At 71.6% G+C, this 18,198-nt stretch carries 16 protein-coding genes; 13 read left to right on the top strand and 3 right to left on the bottom strand.

Annotation, left to right across the window (positions count from 1 at the left end):
• On the top strand, positions 1 to 411 hold a 411-nt coding region (locus HG543_RS38165), incomplete at its 5' end, for an FxsA family protein (protein WP_169349851.1).
• Positions 412 to 423: 12 nt separating this feature from the next.
• Here the strand turns inward: HG543_RS38165 and HG543_RS38170 are convergent.
• On the bottom strand, positions 424 to 1,530 hold the full coding sequence (locus HG543_RS38170) for an acyltransferase family protein (RefSeq protein WP_343073537.1): 1,107 nt from the start codon (positions 1,528 to 1,530) through the stop codon (positions 424 to 426).
• A 580-nt stretch (positions 1,531 to 2,110) separates the two neighbouring features.
• Positions 2,111 to 2,557 (bottom strand): thioredoxin domain-containing protein, encoded by a 447-nt coding sequence (locus tag HG543_RS38175; RefSeq protein WP_246357583.1) that lies wholly within the window; start codon positions 2,555 to 2,557, stop codon positions 2,111 to 2,113.
• Positions 2,558 to 2,842: 285 nt separating this feature from the next.
• On the opposite strand from HG543_RS38175, the gene HG543_RS38180 reads away from it, so the two are divergent.
• The 10 genes from HG543_RS38180 to HG543_RS38225 all read left to right on the top strand — a co-directional run bounded on the left by HG543_RS38180 (position 2,843) and on the right by HG543_RS38225 (position 13,558).
• A complete protein-coding gene (locus HG543_RS38180) occupies positions 2,843 to 3,964 on the top strand; it encodes a cytochrome-c peroxidase (RefSeq protein WP_169349853.1) in 1,122 nt (373 codons plus the stop codon).
• Between the two features lie 63 nt (positions 3,965 to 4,027).
• Positions 4,028 to 4,426 (top strand): hypothetical protein, encoded by a 399-nt coding sequence (locus tag HG543_RS38185; protein WP_169349854.1) that lies wholly within the window; start codon positions 4,028 to 4,030, stop codon positions 4,424 to 4,426.
• Between the two features lie 208 nt (positions 4,427 to 4,634).
• Positions 4,635 to 5,480 carry a c-type cytochrome gene (locus HG543_RS38190; RefSeq protein ID WP_169349855.1) on the top strand — a complete coding sequence of 282 codons (846 nt, stop codon included), beginning with the start codon at positions 4,635 to 4,637 and terminating at the stop codon, positions 5,478 to 5,480.
• A 25-nt stretch (positions 5,481 to 5,505) separates the two neighbouring features.
• Complete coding sequence (locus HG543_RS38195) at positions 5,506 to 6,153, top strand: respiratory nitrate reductase subunit gamma (RefSeq protein WP_169349850.1); 648 nt, start codon at positions 5,506 to 5,508, stop codon at positions 6,151 to 6,153.
• 17 nt (positions 6,154 to 6,170) lie between these two features.
• Positions 6,171 to 6,812 (top strand): cytochrome c3 family protein, encoded by a 642-nt coding sequence (locus HG543_RS38200; RefSeq protein WP_169349856.1) that lies wholly within the window; start codon positions 6,171 to 6,173, stop codon positions 6,810 to 6,812.
• Between the two features lie 12 nt (positions 6,813 to 6,824).
• The gene (locus HG543_RS38205) at positions 6,825 to 9,809 is read left to right on the top strand and encodes a TAT-variant-translocated molybdopterin oxidoreductase (protein ID WP_169349857.1); all 2,985 of its coding nucleotides are present in this window, start codon (positions 6,825 to 6,827) and stop codon (positions 9,807 to 9,809) included.
• Positions 9,806 to 11,287, top strand: a complete 1,482-nt coding sequence (nrfD, locus tag HG543_RS38210; RefSeq protein WP_169349858.1) for an NrfD/PsrC family molybdoenzyme membrane anchor subunit — start codon at positions 9,806 to 9,808, stop codon at positions 11,285 to 11,287. Before HG543_RS38205 ends, nrfD begins: the two co-directional genes overlap by 4 nt.
• A complete protein-coding gene (locus HG543_RS38215; protein WP_169349859.1) occupies positions 11,284 to 11,796 on the top strand; it encodes a DUF3341 domain-containing protein in 513 nt (170 codons plus the stop codon). The genes nrfD and HG543_RS38215 overlap by 4 nt, the downstream gene beginning before the upstream one ends.
• A complete protein-coding gene (locus HG543_RS38220; protein ID WP_343073538.1) occupies positions 11,793 to 12,362 on the top strand; it encodes a c-type cytochrome in 570 nt (189 codons plus the stop codon). Before HG543_RS38215 ends, HG543_RS38220 begins: the two co-directional genes overlap by 4 nt.
• Entirely contained in the window at positions 12,359 to 13,558 is a 1,200-nt protein-coding gene (locus tag HG543_RS38225; RefSeq protein WP_169349860.1) for a hypothetical protein, read from the top strand. Before HG543_RS38220 ends, HG543_RS38225 begins: the two co-directional genes overlap by 4 nt.
• Before the next feature lie 119 nt (positions 13,559 to 13,677).
• Here the strand turns inward: HG543_RS38225 and HG543_RS38230 are convergent, their stop codons facing one another.
• Complete coding sequence (locus tag HG543_RS38230) at positions 13,678 to 15,195, bottom strand: chondroitinase-B domain-containing protein (protein ID WP_169349861.1); 1,518 nt, start codon at positions 15,193 to 15,195, stop codon at positions 13,678 to 13,680.
• 91 nt (positions 15,196 to 15,286) lie between these two features.
• Between HG543_RS38230 and HG543_RS38235 the strand changes: the two genes are divergently transcribed.
• The gene (locus HG543_RS38235) at positions 15,287 to 16,654 is read left to right on the top strand and encodes a Tsi2 family anti-toxin (RefSeq protein WP_211194428.1); all 1,368 of its coding nucleotides are present in this window, start codon (positions 15,287 to 15,289) and stop codon (positions 16,652 to 16,654) included.
• A gap of 110 nt (positions 16,655 to 16,764) precedes the next feature.
• On the top strand, positions 16,765 to 18,060 hold the full coding sequence (locus HG543_RS38240) for a YecA family protein (RefSeq protein ID WP_169349862.1): 1,296 nt from the start codon (positions 16,765 to 16,767) through the stop codon (positions 18,058 to 18,060).
• The last annotated feature ends 138 nt before the right edge of the window (positions 18,061 to 18,198 follow it).

Consider the following 18,198-nt stretch of genomic DNA (forward strand, 5'->3'; position numbering starts at 1 on the left):
ATGCGAAGCTGGCGTGAGTCCATGGCCCGGGGCCAGGTGCCGGAGGAGGGCATCCTCAGCGGCGCGCTGGTGCTGGTGGGCGGCGCTCTGCTCGTGGCGCCCGGCGTGTTCACCGACGTGGTGGGCCTGCTGCTGCTGATTCCGCCCACGCGCCGCTTCGTGGCCGCGCGGCTGCGGCGCGCGCTGGAGCGGCGGGTGCGTGACGGCTCCGTGCGCTTCACCACCTTCGGCGGGGGTGGGTTCGGTGGGTTCACCACGTCGTCGCACGGTGGGCCGTTCGCCGGTGGGCCGTTCGCCGGAGGCTCCAGCGGGACGTTCGACGAGGGCCCCGGAGCGGCGTCACGCTCGAAGCACGGGGACGCGCAGGCCGAGGTGGACGCGGAGTTCACCGAAGAGCCACGGCGGCACTGAGCCGCCGCGCGCTCAGGTGCGGGGGCTCACGCGGCTGCTGCCGCCGATGCTGGCCTGGAGCGTGGTGGAGCCCGCGCGCCAGGGCCGCGCCTGCTCGCGGAGCCAGCGCCCGGCGCCGGCCACCAGCGCGCACGCGAGGAGCAGGGCCACGCCGACGCCAATCGCGGCGGGAACCCCGAGCCGCGGGCCCACGCGCCCGGCGAGGCCGGCGATGTCCGCCCAGCCGTACACCACCGGCAGGTGCAGGACGTAGATCCACAGCGACAGCCGCCCGAAGGGGGCCAGCAGTCCGCTGACGCGCTGGGGCAGCAGGTTCACCGCGCCCAGCACCATCAACCCCTGGCCCACGCGGTACGCCACCATCCACGGGCTCGTCGGGCTCCAGTCCGACGGCAGCCAGTGCGTGAGCCCGAGCAACCCGGCGCCCAGCGCCACCAGCGCCAGCCCCTGCGGCCAGCCCGGACGCAGCAGGTGGAAGACGTGCGCCGCGAAGGCGCCCGCGAAGAAGAAGCCCGCCCACGGGAAGAACGGGAAGCGGCTGCCCTCCGCGCTGCCGATGAACTGCTGCACCGGCCCCGGCAGCCCGGCGCCCAGGCGCCACATGGCCGCGCTCACCAGCGGCACGCCCACCGCCAGCCCGAGCAGCACCACCCCACGTCCCCAGCGCGCAGGCGCCAGCGCCAGCAGCGTGGAGCCGAACAGCAGCGCGAAGCCGATGCACTGGAGCGCGTCGAAGGACAGGACGTGCGACAGCATCTGCTCCGTCCACCCCATGCCCCGCACCGCGGCCCAGCCCGGCCAGTGCAGCAGGTAGCCGAGGAACAAGAGCAGCAACGCGCGCCGCACCCGGCGGCCGTAGATGTCCCGCGCCGCCGAGGGCTTCGTCCCCAGCGCCGCCACCACCGCCCAGCCGCTCACCAGCAGGAACAGCGGCGCGGTGACGCCGCGGAAGGCCCAGTAGTGCTGCACCCACGGCAGCGCGCGCGACGCGGGCGCGAGCAGGGCATCCAGCGTGTGCCCCATCACCATGGCGATGACGGCCAGGCCGCGAGCCCCATCCAATCCGGGATGGCGGCGCGGCTGCTTCTCGAAGGTGAACTGGGGACCGAGTCGGTTCACGCGACCCGGAGCATAGGATGATGTGCGGGCCGCGTCTCGAAAACGCACAAAACGAGCGGTGTGCCTTCACTCCCAGGCAGAGGACCTGGACGGCTCGTGGGGTGCTACATGATTGGACATGCGCCCGGTTCCACTGCCCGTCCTCGTCGCGCTGCTCGTCCTCCCCGCCAGGTTCTCCGCGAGCGCGGCGTCCGATGACAAGTGGTGGGACAGGGACAAGCGGAATCACCTCGCCGTGTGCTCTGGCCTGGCGATTGCCGGTTACGGGGGCGGCGCGCTCCTCTTCGAGGAGCCCCGGGCGCGGTGGCTCTCCGGCGCGGGACTCGCGATGGGCGTCGGGCTGGGCAAGGAGCTGTACGACGCGCAGTGGGGGAGGGGCTTCTCCGCCAGGGACCTGATCTGGGACGCGGCGGGGACGGCCGTGGGGCTCGGTGTGGCGTACCTGGCGGACCGCTTCGTCTTCGGAGCGGGCGTGCCCGAGAAGACGTCCGCTGCCCGAGCCCCGGCGCCAGCGCGGAGCACCCCGCTCGTCCTGAACGGGCGGGGTGGGGCACCGTCCCCGTCGTACCGGGAGCCGGTGCTAGGTCAGGTCGCCGCGCCCGTCCTCGACGGGCACGGTGCCCTCGGCGGGAGCGGGCCGCTGGAGAACCCCGCCTCGCTCGGACTCGACGGTGCCGCGCTCATCGCCGATGGGGGCAGGGGGCTCGGAGGCGATGGGGCCTCGCGCCCGGCGCTCGACGGCCTGCACCAGCTGCTCGCGCTGGAGGCGTGGGTCCACCAGCATCATGGCGCCACCGCGGCCGTCGCCGCTGGTGACGAGCACCGTGACGCGCCCGCGCGGGCATTGGTTCATGCAGCCGGTGGGCAGCACGCGGACCTGCTCGGACAGGCCGCGCTCGGCGAAGGCACCCTGGAGCCAGCGCGGCAGGTCCATACCGCCGGCCCGCGCGCCACCGCGCATGAGGCACTTGCGGCAGACGAGCACCTCCACCTCTTCCGCCGGTCCACCGCCGCGTTCGTCCCGCATCCATCCTCCGTGCCGGCGCGCCATGCGCCGCTCGATGCCCCGCTGCGTGCCCCGGAACTCCGGGTGGCACACCGGAAGCAGCCAGGAAATGGGAGGTAGTCGCGCGCCCGCGTGCTTGCAGGCGCAGCCCGCCTGTCCGTGCCCCTGGCGAGCGGAATGGCGCTCCCAGGCCGGTATGGTCTGATGGATGCCTGAAGCCGGCGTGACATCCGGCGCCGCTTCCCGGAACGCATCCTGCATCCTTGCTGTTAGCGTTCGTCCCCGACCCACTGTAGAGAGCCTTCCATGCGCAGAACCCGCCTTCTTCCGCTGCTCACACTGTCCGCTCTCGGCGCCGGTGCGCTCCCGGCGTGTGAAGAGAAGCCGGAGTCCGCGCCGACGCAGGCCGCCGCGCCCGTGGCCGCGCCGACAGCGGCGAAGCCTCCCGCGTCCAAGCCGATGACGCCGGAGCAGCTCGCGCACTTCTTCCTGCCGCTGCCTCCACCGAAGGACGCAAAGCCTGCGCCCGAGGACACGGAGGCCCAGGTGGCGCTCGGCCGGATGCTCTACTTCGAGCCGCGCCTGTCGAAGAACCACGACGTGTCCTGCAACACCTGCCACGGCCTGACGACGTTCGGCGTGGACAACAAGCCGCTGTCGGACGGGCACAAGGGGCAGAAGGGCAGCCGCAACTCGCCCACCGTCTACAACGCCGCCGGCCACATCGCGCAGTTCTGGGACGGGCGCGCGGCGACGCTGGAGGAGCAGGCCCAGGGCCCCATCCTCAACCCGGTGGAGATGGCCATGCCCGACGAGAAGCGCGTCGTGGCCACGCTGTCCTCCATCCCCGAGTACACCGCCCGCTTCCGCGAGGCCTTCCCCGGCGACAAGAAGCCGGTGACGCTGGCCAACGCCGCGCGCGCCATCGCCGCCTACGAGCGCAAGCTCACCACCCCCTCGCGCTTCGACAAGTACCTGGCGGGCCAGCACGGCGCCCTCACCGAGCAGGAGCAGCGCGGCCTCCAGCTCTTCGCCACCACCGGCTGCACCACGTGCCACAACGGCCCGGCGGTGGGGGGCACCTCCTTCCAGAAGCTCGGCCTCGTGGAGGACTACCCGGGCCTCAAGGACGCCGGCCGCTTCGACGCGACGAAGAACGAGGACGACCGCGGCAAGTTCCGCGTGCCCACGCTGCTCAACGTGGACAAGACGGGCCCGTACCTCCATGACGGCAGCGTGCAGGACCTGCCCACCATGGTGCGGCTGATGGCGAAGCACCAGCTGGCGCGCAACCTGACGGACGCCGAGGTGGACGACCTGGTCGCCTTCCTCAAGAGCCTCACCGGCGAGCTGCCGCCCCAGGAGCTCATCTCCGCGCCGCCGCTGCCGCCCAGCACGAAGAAGACGCCCAGGCCGGACCCGACCTGAGCCGTTCCATGAAACGCGCGTGAAACGTGCGCGCCGCCCCGGGCATTGCTAAGCAGCGGGGCCATGGACCGAATGTTCTTCTACGCCCACTCCGGGCTGCGCTACCTGGTGCTGCTCGCTGGCGTGCTGGCGATTGGCTACTTCGCCTTCGGGCTCGCCACGAAGCGTCCCTTCGACAAGGGCGGCCGCATCCTGGGCGCCTCCTTCGCCGGGCTGCTGCACCTGCAGGTGCTGCTCGGCATCCTCGTGCTGGTGACGCGCTTCTACTACCCGGCGCTCATCGGGCACATCGTGATGATGGTGCTCGCGGCCGTCGTCGCGCAGGTGTCCATGTCCGTCAACCGCCGCCGCCCGCAGCCCAACTTCGCGCTGCCGCTGGCGGGCGTGGGCGTGACGCTGCTCCTCATCATCGGTGGCATCATGGCCATCGGCCGCGGCGTGTTCACCACCACCGCGATGTGATTCACCGAAACACGCCGTAACGCGCGGCCCGCCGGGAAAATGCTGCGCTCGCCCGGGCCGCGCGGCGCAAATGCTGCGCGGCCTCGGCCGCCTCCAACGCGCGCCCGCCTGGATGTCCGCTTCCAGGCAGTCTGGCCCTCGCATTGCAGTCGTGCCTCCGCGTGCCGGGCAATGAGCCCGGCCTCCCCGCGAGGAGGGGCACGCAGCGATGCGGACTCAAGCCCAGGGTGGACGGCCGCGCCCGGCGCACCGGTTCGTTCCCGTCGTTCAGCTGTTGGCCATGCTGTCGGCTCCCGCCGCGCTGGCCCAGGGTGCTCCGCAGGGCGCCCAGCTCTTCACGCAGCGCTGCGCGAGCTGCCACTCGGTGGGCGAGGGCGACCGCGTGGGCCCGGACCTGCACGGCGTGCTGGAGCGCCGCGATGAGGCGTGGGTCACCCGCTTCATCCAGAGCCCGGGCTCGCTCATCGACGCGGGCGACCCGGTGGCCAACGAGCTGCTGAAGAAGTTCAACGGCATCCGGATGCCGGACCAGTCGCTCAACGACACCGAGCGCGCCAGCCTCTACGCCTTCTTCCGCGACTGCGCCGCGAAGGGGAAGGGCGCCTGCAAGCCGTCCCCGGCCGCGAAGATGGGCACGGACGCCACGCAGGAGGAGGTGGCCCGCGGCCGCCGGCTCTTCGAGGGCAGCGAGCCGCTGACCCACGGCGGCCCGGCCTGCATCGGCTGCCACGACGTGCGCGGCATCGGCGTGGCCGGCGGCGGCACGCTCGGGCCGAACCTCACCTTCGCCTTCGCGCGCAAGGGTGAGCGCGGCCTGACGCCCCTGCTGGCGAAGCTGGACACGCCGCTGATGGCGCCGCTGTACGCGAAGGCGCCCCTCACCGAGGAGGAGCAGTACGCGGTGAAGGCGTACCTGGCGGATGCCTCGCGTGATGGCGGCAAGCCGCGCCAGGACAGGGACTTCTTCTACCTCGGCATCGTCGGCCTGGCCGTCGCGCTGGGGTTCATCGGACTCGTCTGGGGACCGCGCGGGAAGGACCCGCACCACCCCTGACGGCGCTGCTCGAGCGAGGCCTCCCGTGAGCGACTCCTTCTTCTTCTCCTTCATTCCCTATGCGGCGGCGGGCGTGGCCGTGGCGGGCGGGGTTCACCGCAGGGTGACGCGCTCTTCCACTCCGGCCCGCGGCAGCCGCGAGCCCTGGACTCCCGCGGGCCGCGCCGTGCTGGCCGGCGGCGCCACCGTGGCCCTGCTCCACCTGCTGGGGCTGGCCGCGCCCCGCGCGATGCAGGCCTTCAACGCGTCTCCCGCGCGCCTCTTCACGCTGGAGGCGGTGGGCCTCATCGGCGGCATGTTGCTGGGCTGGGGACTGTTGAGCCTCACCCTGCGCCGGGCCCGCGAGGGCCAGTGGGTGATGGCTGGCTTCCTCGGCCTCTTGCTGGCGCAGGTGCTCACCGGCGTGCACATCGCGGTGGCGCTGCGCTGGGGCTCCGCGTGGTACCTGCACGTGTCGGTGCCGTACCTGCGCTCGCTCATGGCCTTCCAGCCGGACGCGTCGCTGATGGCCCAGACGCCGCTCGTCTTCCAGCTCCACACGCTGTCCGGCTTCGCGCTGCTGGCCGTGGCTCCCTTCGTCCGCGCGCGGCGCGGGGTGGCCGTGGCGCTGGCGCCGAGCCCCACCGACGACACGCCGATGCTCGCCACGCCCCGGGAGGGGACCGCCCGCTGAAGTGGGGGCCCACCGCCATGAACGACGCCTCGACTCGCACCTCGCGCTCCGCCCGCGCCACCGGCTGGATGGGCGCGCTGTCCGCCCTGGCCCTGGCCGGGTGCAGCGGCCCGGTGAACAACCAGCAGGGCTACATGCCCGAGCAGCCCGTGGCCTTCTCCCACGCCGTCCACGCGGGCCAGTACGAGCTGGACTGCCAGTACTGCCACGTGGGCGCGGAGAAGAGCCGCCACGCCGGCGTGCCGTCCTCCAGCGTGTGCATGAACTGCCACACGCAGGTGAAGAAGGACTCGCCCGAAATCCAGAAGGTGGCCGCCTCGGTGGCGGAGAACAAGCCGCTGGAGTGGGTGCGCGTCCACCGCCTGCCGGACCACGCGTACTTCAACCACGCCAGCCACGTCACCTCGGGGCTGAAGTGCCAGACGTGCCACGGCCCGGTGCAGGAGATGGTGCGCCTGGAGCAGGTGGAGCCGATGACGATGGGCTGGTGCCTGGACTGCCACCGCGAGACGGCGGCGGCGCAGGTGTCCGCGCTCCCGCCTTCCGCGCCGCGCTCGGGCGAGCTGCTCGCCATGTCCACCGGGGCGCCGCCGCCCGCGCCGCTGAAGGAGCCCCGCATCCTGCAGCCCCCCACGGACTGCTCCAGCTGTCACCGCTGAGGTACCCCCGCCATGTCCGACACCCTTCCCAAGTACTGGCAGAGCCTGGCGGAGCGCGCGGGCGACCCCGGCGTCCTCGAGCAGGCCCGGAACGAGTTCGCCGAGGAGCTGCCGGTGGGCACCGCCTTCGCCCCACCGGACGCCAGCAGCCGCCGCGACTTCTTCAAGATGATGGGCCTGAGCGCCACGGCGGCCCTCGTCGCCTGCAACCGCGCTCCGGTGCAGAAGGTCATCCCCTACGTGGCCCGGCCGGACGAAGTCACTCCGGGCCTGGCGCTCTGGTACGCGTCCACCTGCGGCGGGTGCAGCGCCCAGTGCGGCCTGCTCTTGAAGACGCGCGACGGCCGCCCCATCAAGGTGGAGGGCAACGACGAGCACCCCGTGTCCCGCGGCGGCGTGTGCGCGGTGGGGCAGGCGTCGGTGCTCTCGCTCTATGACGCCAGCCGCGCCCGCTTCCCGGCGCTGTCGTGCAAGCGCACCACCTGGGCGGCGCTGGACGCGGGCGTGACGGAGGGCCTACGCAAGGCGTCCGAGGAGGGCAGGGCCATCCGCGTGGTGCTGCCTTGGGTGATGGGCCCCACGGCCGAGGCCGCGGTGCGGCGCTTCCTCACCGCGTACCCCACGGCGCGCACGGTGCGCTACGAGCCGCTGGGCGAGCTGGCCGCCATCGGCGACGCCTACCGCGTCACGCACGGCGCCCGCGTGGTGCCGGACTACCGGTTCGACCAGGCGAAGGTCATCGTCAGCTTCGGCGCGGACTTCCTGGGCACCTGGGTGTCGCCAGTGGCCTTCACGCGCCAGTACGTCGAGGGGCGCGACGCGGCGGGCAAGCGGGAGATGGCGCGGCACTTCCAGGTGGAGCCGGTGATGACGCTCACCGGAGCCGCCGCGGACCGACGCTTCCCGGTGGCTCCGTCGGACCTGGCGCCCGCGCTCGGCGCGCTGGTGCGGAAGCTGGCGGTGAAGGCCGGCCGCACGGTGCCCGCCCTGGCGCTGCTGCCTCCGCCCACGCTGGCGGAGTCCTCCATCGAGGAGATGGCGGACGCGCTGTGGGCGCAGCGGGGCCACGCGCTGGTGGTGTGCGGCGGTGACGACGTGGCCTCGCAGGTGCTGGCCAGCACGGCCAACGCGCTCTTGGGCAACGAGGGCACGACGGTGTCCCTGGCCGACGGCCTGGCACTGGACGTGGACGCGCTGTCCTACGGCGAGCTGCTGGCGGAGGTAAGCGCGGGCGCGGTGGGCGCGGTGCTCTTCCTCGGCGTCAACCCCGCGTACACGGACCCGCGCGGCGCGGAGCTGGAGGCGCTGCTCAAGGGCGTGCCCCTCACCGTTGCCACCAACGACCGGCTGGACGAGACGGCCACCCTGGCGCGCTACCACGCGCCGGACTCCACCGCCCTGGAGTCCTGGGGCGACGCGGAGCCCCGGCGCGGCGTGCTGTCCCTGCGTCAGCCCGCGGTGGCCCCGCTGCACGAGACGCGGAGCGTGGTGGAGTCGCTGCTCACGTGGGCGGGCGCGGCCCGCTCGCACTACGACTTCCTGCGCTCGCGCTGGGAGGCGGAGGTCTTCCCCAAGGCGGGCGCGGCGGGGCAGGACTTCGGCGCCTTCTGGGACGACGCCGTGCGCCGGGGCGTGGTGACGCTGTCCTCGGCGACGGTGGAGGCCCCGGCCTTCCGTGAGGACGGGCTGGCGAAGGCGCTGGCCGGCGTGGCGCACCCGTCCGTGGAGTGGGAGCTGGTGCTGTACCCCACGGTGGCGGTGCGTGACGGCGCGCCCGCGAACAACGCCTGGCTGCAGGAGGTGGCGGACCCCATCACCAAGGCGACGTGGGGCAACCAGGCCCTCATCGCCCCGGCGCGCGCCAAGGCCCTGGGCCTGGAGGACGGCGCGGTGGTGCGGGTGGCCGTGGGCGGCAGGTCGGTGTCGCTGCCGGTGCTCGTCCAGGCCGGTGTGCACCCCTCCGTCATCGCGGTGGCGGTGGGCTACGGCCGCACGAAGGCGGGCGCCGTCGCGGACGGCATCGGCGCCAACGGCTACCCGCTGGCCGCGCTGGTGGAAGGCCGCGTGCGGCGCGCGGTGCCGGGCGTGGCGGTGGAGGCCACCGGCGAGAAGCAGCCGCTGGCGCTCACCCAGACGTACCACCGGCTGGAGGGCCGTCCGCACGTGCGCGAGGCCGAGCTGGCCGCCTTCCTCGCCAACCCGCGCGCGGGCAACGAGGTGGAGGGGGGACACGGCGGCGGCAATGACAAGCACCCGCTCTCCATCTGGTCCGGCCACGAGTACAAGGGCCACCGCTGGGCGCTGGCGGTGGACCTGAGCGCCTGCACGGGGTGCTCGGCCTGCGTGGTGTCCTGCCAGGCGGAGAACAACATCCCCAGCGTGGGACGCGACGAGGTGCTGCGCGGCCGCGAGATGCACTGGATGCGCGTGGACCGCTACTACCAGGGCGACGAGGCCAACCCCCAGGTGGTGCATCAGCCGCTGATGTGCCAGCACTGCGAGAACGCCCCGTGCGAGACGGTGTGCCCGGTGCTCGCCACGGTGCACTCCACGGAGGGGCTCAACCAGCAGGTCTACAACCGCTGCGTGGGCACGCGGTACTGCGCCAACAACTGCCCCACCAAGGTCCGCCGGTTCAACTGGTTCGACTACAAGCACGACGACCCGCTGGAGCGCATGGTGCTCAACCCGGATGTCGTCGTGCGCAGCCGCGGCGTCATGGAGAAGTGCTCCATGTGCGTGCAGCGCGTGCAGGAGGCCAAGGCCACTGCGAAGCGCGAGGGCCGCCCACTGAAGGACGGCGACGCGCAGACGGCCTGCCAGCAGAGCTGCCCCGCGAAGGCCATCCACTTCGGAGACCTCAATGACCCGGCCAGCACCGTGGCGAAGCTGTCCAAGGACGGCCGCGCCTTCCGGCTCCTGGAGGAGCTGAACATCGGGTCGTCCATCACCTACCTCACGAAGATCCGGAACACCGGGTCGGGAAGCGGAACATGAGCCACCAGCATCTGTCCCCGCTGCGCGAGCCGCTCGTCAGCGAGGCGCGCACCCTGGGCCAGCTCACCGAGGAGATCTGCGCCCCCATGGAGCGCCCGCCCACGTGGAAGTGGTGGGCGGCCTTCGCGATAGCGGTGTCGATTCTCGGCACCGGCGCCGGCATCGTCGCCTACCAGGTGGGCACGGGCATCGGCGTGTGGGGCCTCAACAAGACGGTGGGCTGGGCCTTCGACATCACCAACTTCGTGTTCTGGGTGGGCATCGGCCACGCGGGCACGCTCATCTCCGCCATCCTCTTCCTCTTCCGGCAGAAGTGGCGCACCAGCATCAACCGCGCGGCCGAGGCGATGACGCTCTTCGCCGTCATGTGCGCGGCGCTCTTCCCCGTCATCCACATGGGCCGCCCGTGGCTGGCCTTCTGGGTGCTGCCGTACCCGAATGACCGCGGCAGCCTCTGGGTGAACTTCCGCTCGCCGCTCTTGTGGGACGTGTTCGCCATCTCCACGTACTTCACCGTGTCCGCGGTGTTCTGGTACGTGGGCCTCATCCCGGACCTGGCCACGGTGCGTGACAGGGCGAAGGCGGGCATCCGCAAGGCCGTCTTCAAGGTGCTGTCGCTGGGGTGGACGGGCTCGCACCGGACGTGGAGCCGCTACGAGACGGTGTACCTGCTGCTCGCGGGGCTCGCGACGCCGCTGGTGCTCAGTGTGCACACCATCGTCTCCATGGACTTCGCCACGTCCGTCATCCCCGGCTGGCACACCACCATCTTCCCGCCGTACTTCGTGGCGGGCGCGGTGTTCAGCGGCTTCGCCATGGTGCTGACGCTGATGATCATCACCCGCGTGGTGCTGGGCTACGAGCACCTGATTACGATTCGGCACCTGGAGAACATGACGAAGGTCATCATCGTCACCGGTGGCATCGTGTCGCTGGCGTACGGGACGGAAGTCTTCATCGCCTGGTACTCGGGCAACGAGTACGAGCGCTATGCCTTCCTCAACCGCGCCTTCGGTCCGTACGCGTGGGCCTACTGGACGATGGTGACGTGCAACGTGGTGTCGCCGCACCTGTTCTGGTTCAAGAAGATACGCACGTCGCCCGCGGCCATCTTCGTGCTGTCGCTGGTCATCAACGTGGGCATGTGGTTCGAGCGCTTCGTCATCATCGTGACGAGCCTGCACCGCGACTTCCTGCCCAGCAGCTGGTCCATGTACACGCCGACGATGGTGGAGGTGGGCACGTTCATCGGCACCTTCGGTCTGTTCTTCACCCTGTTCCTGCTCTTCGTGCGCGTGCTGCCCATCATCTCCATCGGCGAGGTGAAGAGCGTGCTCGGCTTCGCCCGCGCCGAGGTGCCGGTCGACGCCGAGCCCCGCAAGCCCGCGCACTCCGCTCCCGAGCCGCTGCCCGCGGTCCAGGGCCCCATGGCCGCCCCCGCGCTGGCCCTGGTCACCCGAAAGGATGCTCCCGTATGAGCGCCTCCGTCCTCATCGGCTACTTCGACAGCGAGGAGAAGGTCCTCGATGCCACCCGCGCCGTGCGCGAGGCCGGCCACGCGCTGCACGACGTGTACACGCCCTACGCGGTGCACGGCATGGATGACGCCATGGGCCTGAAGCCCAGCCGCCTCACCTGGGTGTGCTTCGGCGCCGGCCTGACGGGCGCGACGCTCGCCATGTCCCTGCAGCTGTACACCAGCGTGGTGAGCTGGCCGCTCAACGTGGGTGGCAAGCCGTTCAACTCGTTCCCCGCGTTCATCCCCGTCTCCTTCGAGCTGACGGTGCTGTTCGCGGCATTGACGACCGTGGCGGCCTTCCTCCTCCGCGCGAAGCTGTTTCCGGGCAGCAAGCGCGCGGCCCTGCCTCGGGTGACGGATGACCGGTTCGCCATCGCGGTGGCGCCGGGCACGGAGCTGGCCGCCGCGGAAGAAGTGCTGCGCCGGCACGGCGCGGTGGAGACGGCCCGGGTGGAGGTGGCGTCGTGAGAAAGGCACTCCTGGGACTGGCGGCGCTGGGGCTCGCCACCGCCGGCTGCGAGCAGGACGAGACGCGGCCCAACTACGAGTACGCGCCGGACATGGTGTCCTCGGTGCCGTACGACAGCTTCGCGCCCAACCCGAACACGCCGGACGGCAAGACGCTGCTCGGGCCGGCGAAGGGCACGGTGCCTCGCGGCTTCAAGCCGCTGCACCTGGCCTCGGGGCCGGAGGAGGCCGCGCGCGCGGGGCGGGAGCTGAAGAACCCGTACCCCGCCTCGCCGGAGGTGCTGGCGCGGGGGCAGGTGGCCTTCCAGCGCTACTGCACCCCGTGCCACGGCTCGGGCGGATTGGGAGACGGGCTGGTGACGGCGCGCTTCCCCATGCCTCCGTCGCTGCTCGGCGAGCACGCGAAGGGCCTGCCCGACGGGCAGATCTTCCACATCATCACCCACGGCCAGGGGCTGATGCCGGCCCACGGCTCGCAGGTGGCGCCGGAGGACCGGTGGAAGCTGGTCCACTACATCCGGACGTTGCAGAACCCCGCGCGGACGGCGCGGAAGGACGTGCCATGAGTTCCCACGTGCATGAGGCGCCTCCGGCCGGTTCGAGCGGAGGTTTCGAAGTGGGCGCGGGCGTGCGCCGCGCGGCGCTGGTGGCCGCGGTGGTGGGCCTGGGCACGCTGGGGGCGGGGCTGGCCCTGTACCCGGAGCGCGCGCTGTCCAGCCTGCTCACCAGCGGCTTCCTCTTCCTGTGCCTGGGTCTGGGTGGCGCGGTGTTCCTGGCGCTGATGTACGTGGCCAACGCGGGCTGGTTCACCGTCTTCAAGCGCATCCCCGAGGCGTTCTCCGCGTACGTGCCCTGGGGCGCGGCGCCGCTGCTGGCGCTGGTGCCCTTCGCGCCGAAGCTGTACCTGTGGGCGCGGCCGGGAGTCATGGAGACCGACCACCTGCTGCACAAGAAGGCGGCCTTCCTCAACGTGCCGTTCTTCGGCATCCGCATGGTGCTGATGCTGGCCCTGTGGGTGGGCTTCACGTGGCTGCTGCGGCGCAACTCGCTCAAGCAGGACACGGAGCGCACGGAGGCGCTCACGAAGCGCAACGTGGCGACGTCGGCGGTGTTCCTGGTGCTCTTCGGGCTGACGTTCTGCCTGGCGGCGTTCGACTGGCTGATGAGCCTGGAGCCGCACTGGTTCAGCACCATCTACGCGCTCTACAACTTCGCGGGGCTGCTCAGCTCCAGCGTGTGCGCGATTACCGTGGCCGCCATCCTGCTTCACCGCGCGGGGGCGCTGCCGCAGCTCAACACCAGCCACCTGCACGATTTGGGCAAGCTGATGTTCGGCTTCGCCACGTTGTGGGCGTACCTGTGGTTCTCGCAGTTCCTGCTCATCTGGTACGCGAACATCCCGGAGGAGACGGCGTACTTCATCCCGCGCATGCACGGCGGGTGGGCGGTGCCGTTCTACCTGAACATCGTGCTGAACTGGGCGCTGCCCTTCGTGTTGCTGCTGCCTCGGCCGGCGAAGCGCAACCCGGCGCACCTGCTGCGCGTGGCGGCCATCCTCCTGGCGGGCCGCTGGCTGGACCTGCACCTGATGGTGGCTCCGGCGAACATGCCGGACGGAGCGGGCCTGGGGCTGTACGAACTGGCCGGCATCGTGGGCGTGGGCGGGCTGTTCCTGCTGGCGGTGACGCGCGCGGTGCGCTCGGCGCCGATGATTCCGGCGGGCGACCCGTACCTCGTGGAGAGCCTGCACCACCACACCTGAGCTGTTGTCCGCGGGGGCCGCGGACCGCCGGGCGCCTTCCCACTTCCCATGGCGTCTGGACCGCGCGGCCCTCGCAGCGGCGCCGCCCGTTTTCCTCGACGGGCGGCGTCGCTTTTTTGTCAGGCGCTCCGCTGACGGCGGCGCCGGGCGAGCGGCACCAGCAGCGGCAGCAGGAGGGCGGTGAAGCCCAGGCCCGTGCTGCAGCCGCCCCCGCTGTCCGACTTCCCACCCTCGTCGGGGTTCTCGCCGCCGGGGTTGACCACCGGGCCGCCGGTGCCCGCATCCCGTCCGCCATCCGTGGAGCCACCGTCAGTCCCGGTCCCCGTGCCTGCATCCGTGCCGGAGCCAGCGTCCCCCGTCGTGCCGGTACCGGCGTCCACCGGCGTGCTGGTGCCAGCGTCCCCCGGCTTGCCGGTGCCGCCGTCGCAGTCGCCCAGCGAGTGCTCCAGCGCGCCGAGGGTGTGCTGCGTCCCCGTTGGCCGGGGGCGCGCGCAGTAGTCGTCCGTCACCGAGGCCCGCCGGGCGGCCTGACCGATGAGGTTCGAGACGCTGCCCTTGATGCGCAGGTCCCCGTTGAACGGCGCCTGGTACCAGTTGTTCCAGGTGGCCGTCGCCACGTTCATCATGTTGGTGCCCGCGTTGAACTTCCCGCCGTCGCGGCCGCGAATCACCGAGGACAGGACGTTGCCGTGCGCCTCTCCCGTGGAGGACGCGTAGCGGTAGTCCACGCCGTTGGTGCCGACGAGGGTGTTGAACGCCACCTGCGTGTTGGCCGCCTTGTTCAGGTAGATGGCGACGTCCGAGCAGTTGACGATGATGTTGTTCCGCAGGATGCCATCCGAGTGCTCGGGGTCGCAGGCCACGCCCGCGTCGAAGGCGGGAGCGCAGAAGGCGTTCCCGGTTCCTCCGCCGCCGAGGGACAGGCCGATACGTGCGTCCCCGGCGGGCGCGACGTCCTTCGAGCAGATGACGAGGTTGCGCTCGAAGACACCGCGCTTCCCGCCACTCTTCATGAAGGCGCCATAGGAGATGAGATTGCCTCCGAGCTTGGCGAAGTCGTGCAGGTAGTTGTCCCGGACCACCCAGTCGTCTCCGGTGTCGATGTTGAGCTTGGTGACCGGGCTGCTCGTGTTCCGGCCGCGGGTGTCATAAAGCTCGTTGTGCTCGATGAGGCCGGCGTGGGGCATCTCGTAGACCCCGCTGGAATTCCTCGTGGCGTTCACCTTGAGCTGGGCGTTGAAGTTCCGCACCCGGCTGTGACGGAGGACGAAGCCCTCCGCGTGGCCGGTGACGTGGAACGCGTGCTCGCAGGCGCTGTCCGTGGCGCACACGCCCTCGACGTCCAGCCCGTCGAAGGTCCAGTGCCGGCCCGTGACGATGAAGCCTTCCAGGGCGTTGAACCGGATTTGAGCCCCGTGCCGGTTCGCCGCGCGCACGATGATGGGCTGGGCGACGGTGCCCTCCGCCCGGCAGTTCAGGTTGGCGCCGACGTTGTACGTGCCGTCCGCGAGGATGATCTCATCTCCCGCCTGGGCGGAGGAGAGCGCTGTCTGGAGCTGGGCGACGGTGGAGACGTTCTTCACCGCGGCGAGGCCAGGGCTGGACAGCAGCAGCAGTGCGAGGGGGGTGAGGCGCATGGTGGCACTTCCTCCGAGGGGGGAGGTCAGATGCTACCCCCGCATTCAGGGAATTCCAGCGTGCCGTGACGGTATGCTCTCCCGCACCGATATGAGCGCACATCCGCCATCCGCCCCGCCGGTCCGCGCCGCGCTGCTGGGCTTCGGCTTCGCGGGCAGGACCTTCCATGCTCCGTTGATTCAGGCCACGGAGGGACTGGAGCTGCGCGTCGTCGCCTCCAGCCAGCCGGACGCCGTGCGGGCCCAGGTGCCGGGCGCGACGGTGGTGGCGTCCGCGCGGGAGGCGGCCACGCACCCGGACGTGGACCTCGTGGTCATCGCCACGCCCAACGAGAGCCATGCCCCGCTGGCCGAGGCCGCGCTCCGGGCGGGGAAGCACGTCGTCGTCGACAAGCCCTTCACCGTCACGCTGGCGGAGGCCCGCGTGCTGTGGGCGCTGGTCCGGAAACAGCGGGTCTCGTTGTCCGTGTTCCACAACCGTCGGTGGGACAGTGACTTCCTCGCGTTGCGGACCGTGATTGCCGAGGGCCTGCTGGGGCGTGTCACGCATCTGGAGTCGCGCTTCGACCGCTTCCGCCCGGAGGTCCGCCAGCGCTGGCGCGAGCAGGCGGTGCCGGGCGCGGGCGTCTGGCAGGACCTGGGACCGCACCTCGTCGACCAGGCGCTGCAGTTGTTTGGCCTGCCAGAGAAGGTGCACGCGCAGCTGGCCCGGCACCGCGACGGGGCCCAGGTGGATGACTGGTGCCAGGTCACCCTCGTTTACCCGCGCAGGCATGTCGTGCTCCAGGCATCCATGCTGGTGTCGGGCGGCCTGCCCCGGTTCGCGGTCCACGGGACGAAGGGCTCGTGGCTCAAGTACGGGATGGACACCCAGGAGGAGCAGCTGCGCGCGGGGAAGCGGCCCGGCTCCGCCGGCTGGGGTCTGGACCCCTCGCCCGGGCTGCTGCTGACGGGGGACGCCCGGAACGGGACACCGACGGTGGCGCCTCCGGGGAACTATCTCCGGTATTACGCCATGCTGCGCGACAGTCTGAGGAACTCGGACCGCAACCCGGTGACGAGCACGCAGGCGCTGGCGGTGGTCTCGGTGATGGAAGCGGCGGTCCGCGCCGCTGAGAGCGGGCGCGAGCAGACGCCCGACCTCACGAAGGACGAGCGCGTCGAGTTCACCTCGGACTTCGACGTGGGGGTGCCGAGCCACTCGACGGGCACGGCCGAGGTGGGGGCTCGCGCGCTGATGATGGCCATCCAGGCCGTCGACGCGGAGCTCCGGCAGCTCGAGGAATCCACCGAGGCAGCGGGCGAGGATGCCGACCCGGACGACCAGCTGCTCATGCTCTCCTACTGGAAGACGGCCGAGGAACTCCGGAACGCCTACCTGCACGCGACGGAGACGGTCATCAACCTGCCACCCTACGAGCAGCTCGTCCGCCCGCGAGGCCCCAAGAAGCAGGGCTGACCCGGGCCCGCGAGATTTCAGGGAGGGGACAGAGGGCGCACGCTTCCCGCGTGCTTCCGGAGGCCACCTGATACGGTGCGCGCGTCTCGTCCCCGTCTCGCGAGGAACACTTGAGCTCGAAGAAGCCCGGCCGCAATGACCCGTGCCCCTGTGGCAGCGGCAAGAAGTACAAGGTCTGCCACGCCGCCGAGGACCGGGCGAAGGCCGCGCCGCCGCCCCCCACGCCCCACCCGCTGGCCGAGGACCTCAAGAAGGCCATGGAGGTGCTCGGAGACCCCGACACGTCCCGGCTGTCCGGGTGTCTCGTGCGGCTGGGCGCGCTGCTGACGGAGTGGGGCCCCGCGCCGGGGTTGCGCTTCGACGCGAAGGCCTTCGCCGACCACGTGGGCCCCGAGCTGGCGCGGCTGGCGGACAAGGAAGGGCAGGACGCCACCAGCGCTCGGCGCGAGCTGCTGGTGGGCACGGTGCGCAAGCTGGGGACGCCCGCGTTCCTGGAGGAGCTGGGGACGGTGCTGCTGGCGCGTGCCGCCGAGCCGGGGCGCTCCGAGGCGGACCGGCTGGCCCTGAGCGTGGGCGTGCTGTTCGCGTCCGCGTCGAAGCGGCTCGGCCGTGCGCGCCCGGAGGACATCCCGGTGCTGGACGTGGTGTTCGACGTGCAGTTCCGCGAGTGGAGCGCGAAGCACGCCGAGCTGGTGAAGAAGTACGAGGCGCTCGCGGGCGGCTTCGCCGAGGAGACGCTGCCGCCCGAGGCACGCGACGCCCTCCAGCAGGCTCGTGGGGGTGACGTGGATGCGCTCCTGCGCTACGTGCAGTCGGACCCCGGAATCGCCGAGCGCATCGCCCGCGAGGCCAGGGAGCGCGCCGCCCGCGTGGAGGCGCGGATGCGTGAGCCCGCGTCGCCGGCGGCCTTCGCGCCCGAGGAGGAGCTGTGGCTCACCTGCGTCCTCTGGGAGCCCATGCAGGCGCTGAAGTCGCTGCCACGGGATGCCGAGGCGGAGACGCGGCGCGAGGCGGTGAGCACGCTGATGCGGGCGGTGAAGGGCGCGCTCGACGAGGACTTCCTCGCGGGACTGCTGGAGCGCCTGCGCGAGAAGGCGAAGGATGCCTCCGCCGACGATGCCACCCGCGCGGCGGCCATGGACACGGCCATTGCTTTCGAGGCGGAGCCCGCGCGCATGACGCTGGCTGCGCTGCTCACGTCGCGGCAGGAGGCCGTGGGCCGCTCGCCCGAGGAGATGGTCATGCTGGCCGACTTGAAGGCGCTCACCGCCTGGACGCCGGAGAGCTTCGAGCCCTACCGCGAGCTGCTGACCACCATGGGCCTGCCCGCCGCCGCCGAGCGCATCCGCCGCTGCCAGGAGTGGCTGCGCGAGCACCCGGTGACGCTGCGGACCGAGACGGCCTGAGGACCGGCGCTAACCTGCTTCAGGGAAGTCCGGTAAGGCCGCGAGGATTGCCCGCGGCTCCCTTCGCCATTCCAGCGCCGCCCCTTCTGTTTGCAGGGCGCATCTTCCGCGCCTCGGATTCGTTCGAGGCGGGAAGCT

It is taken from the genome of Pyxidicoccus fallax (assembly GCF_012933655.1).
Lineage (GTDB): Bacteria > Myxococcota > Myxococcia > Myxococcales > Myxococcaceae > Myxococcus > Myxococcus fallax.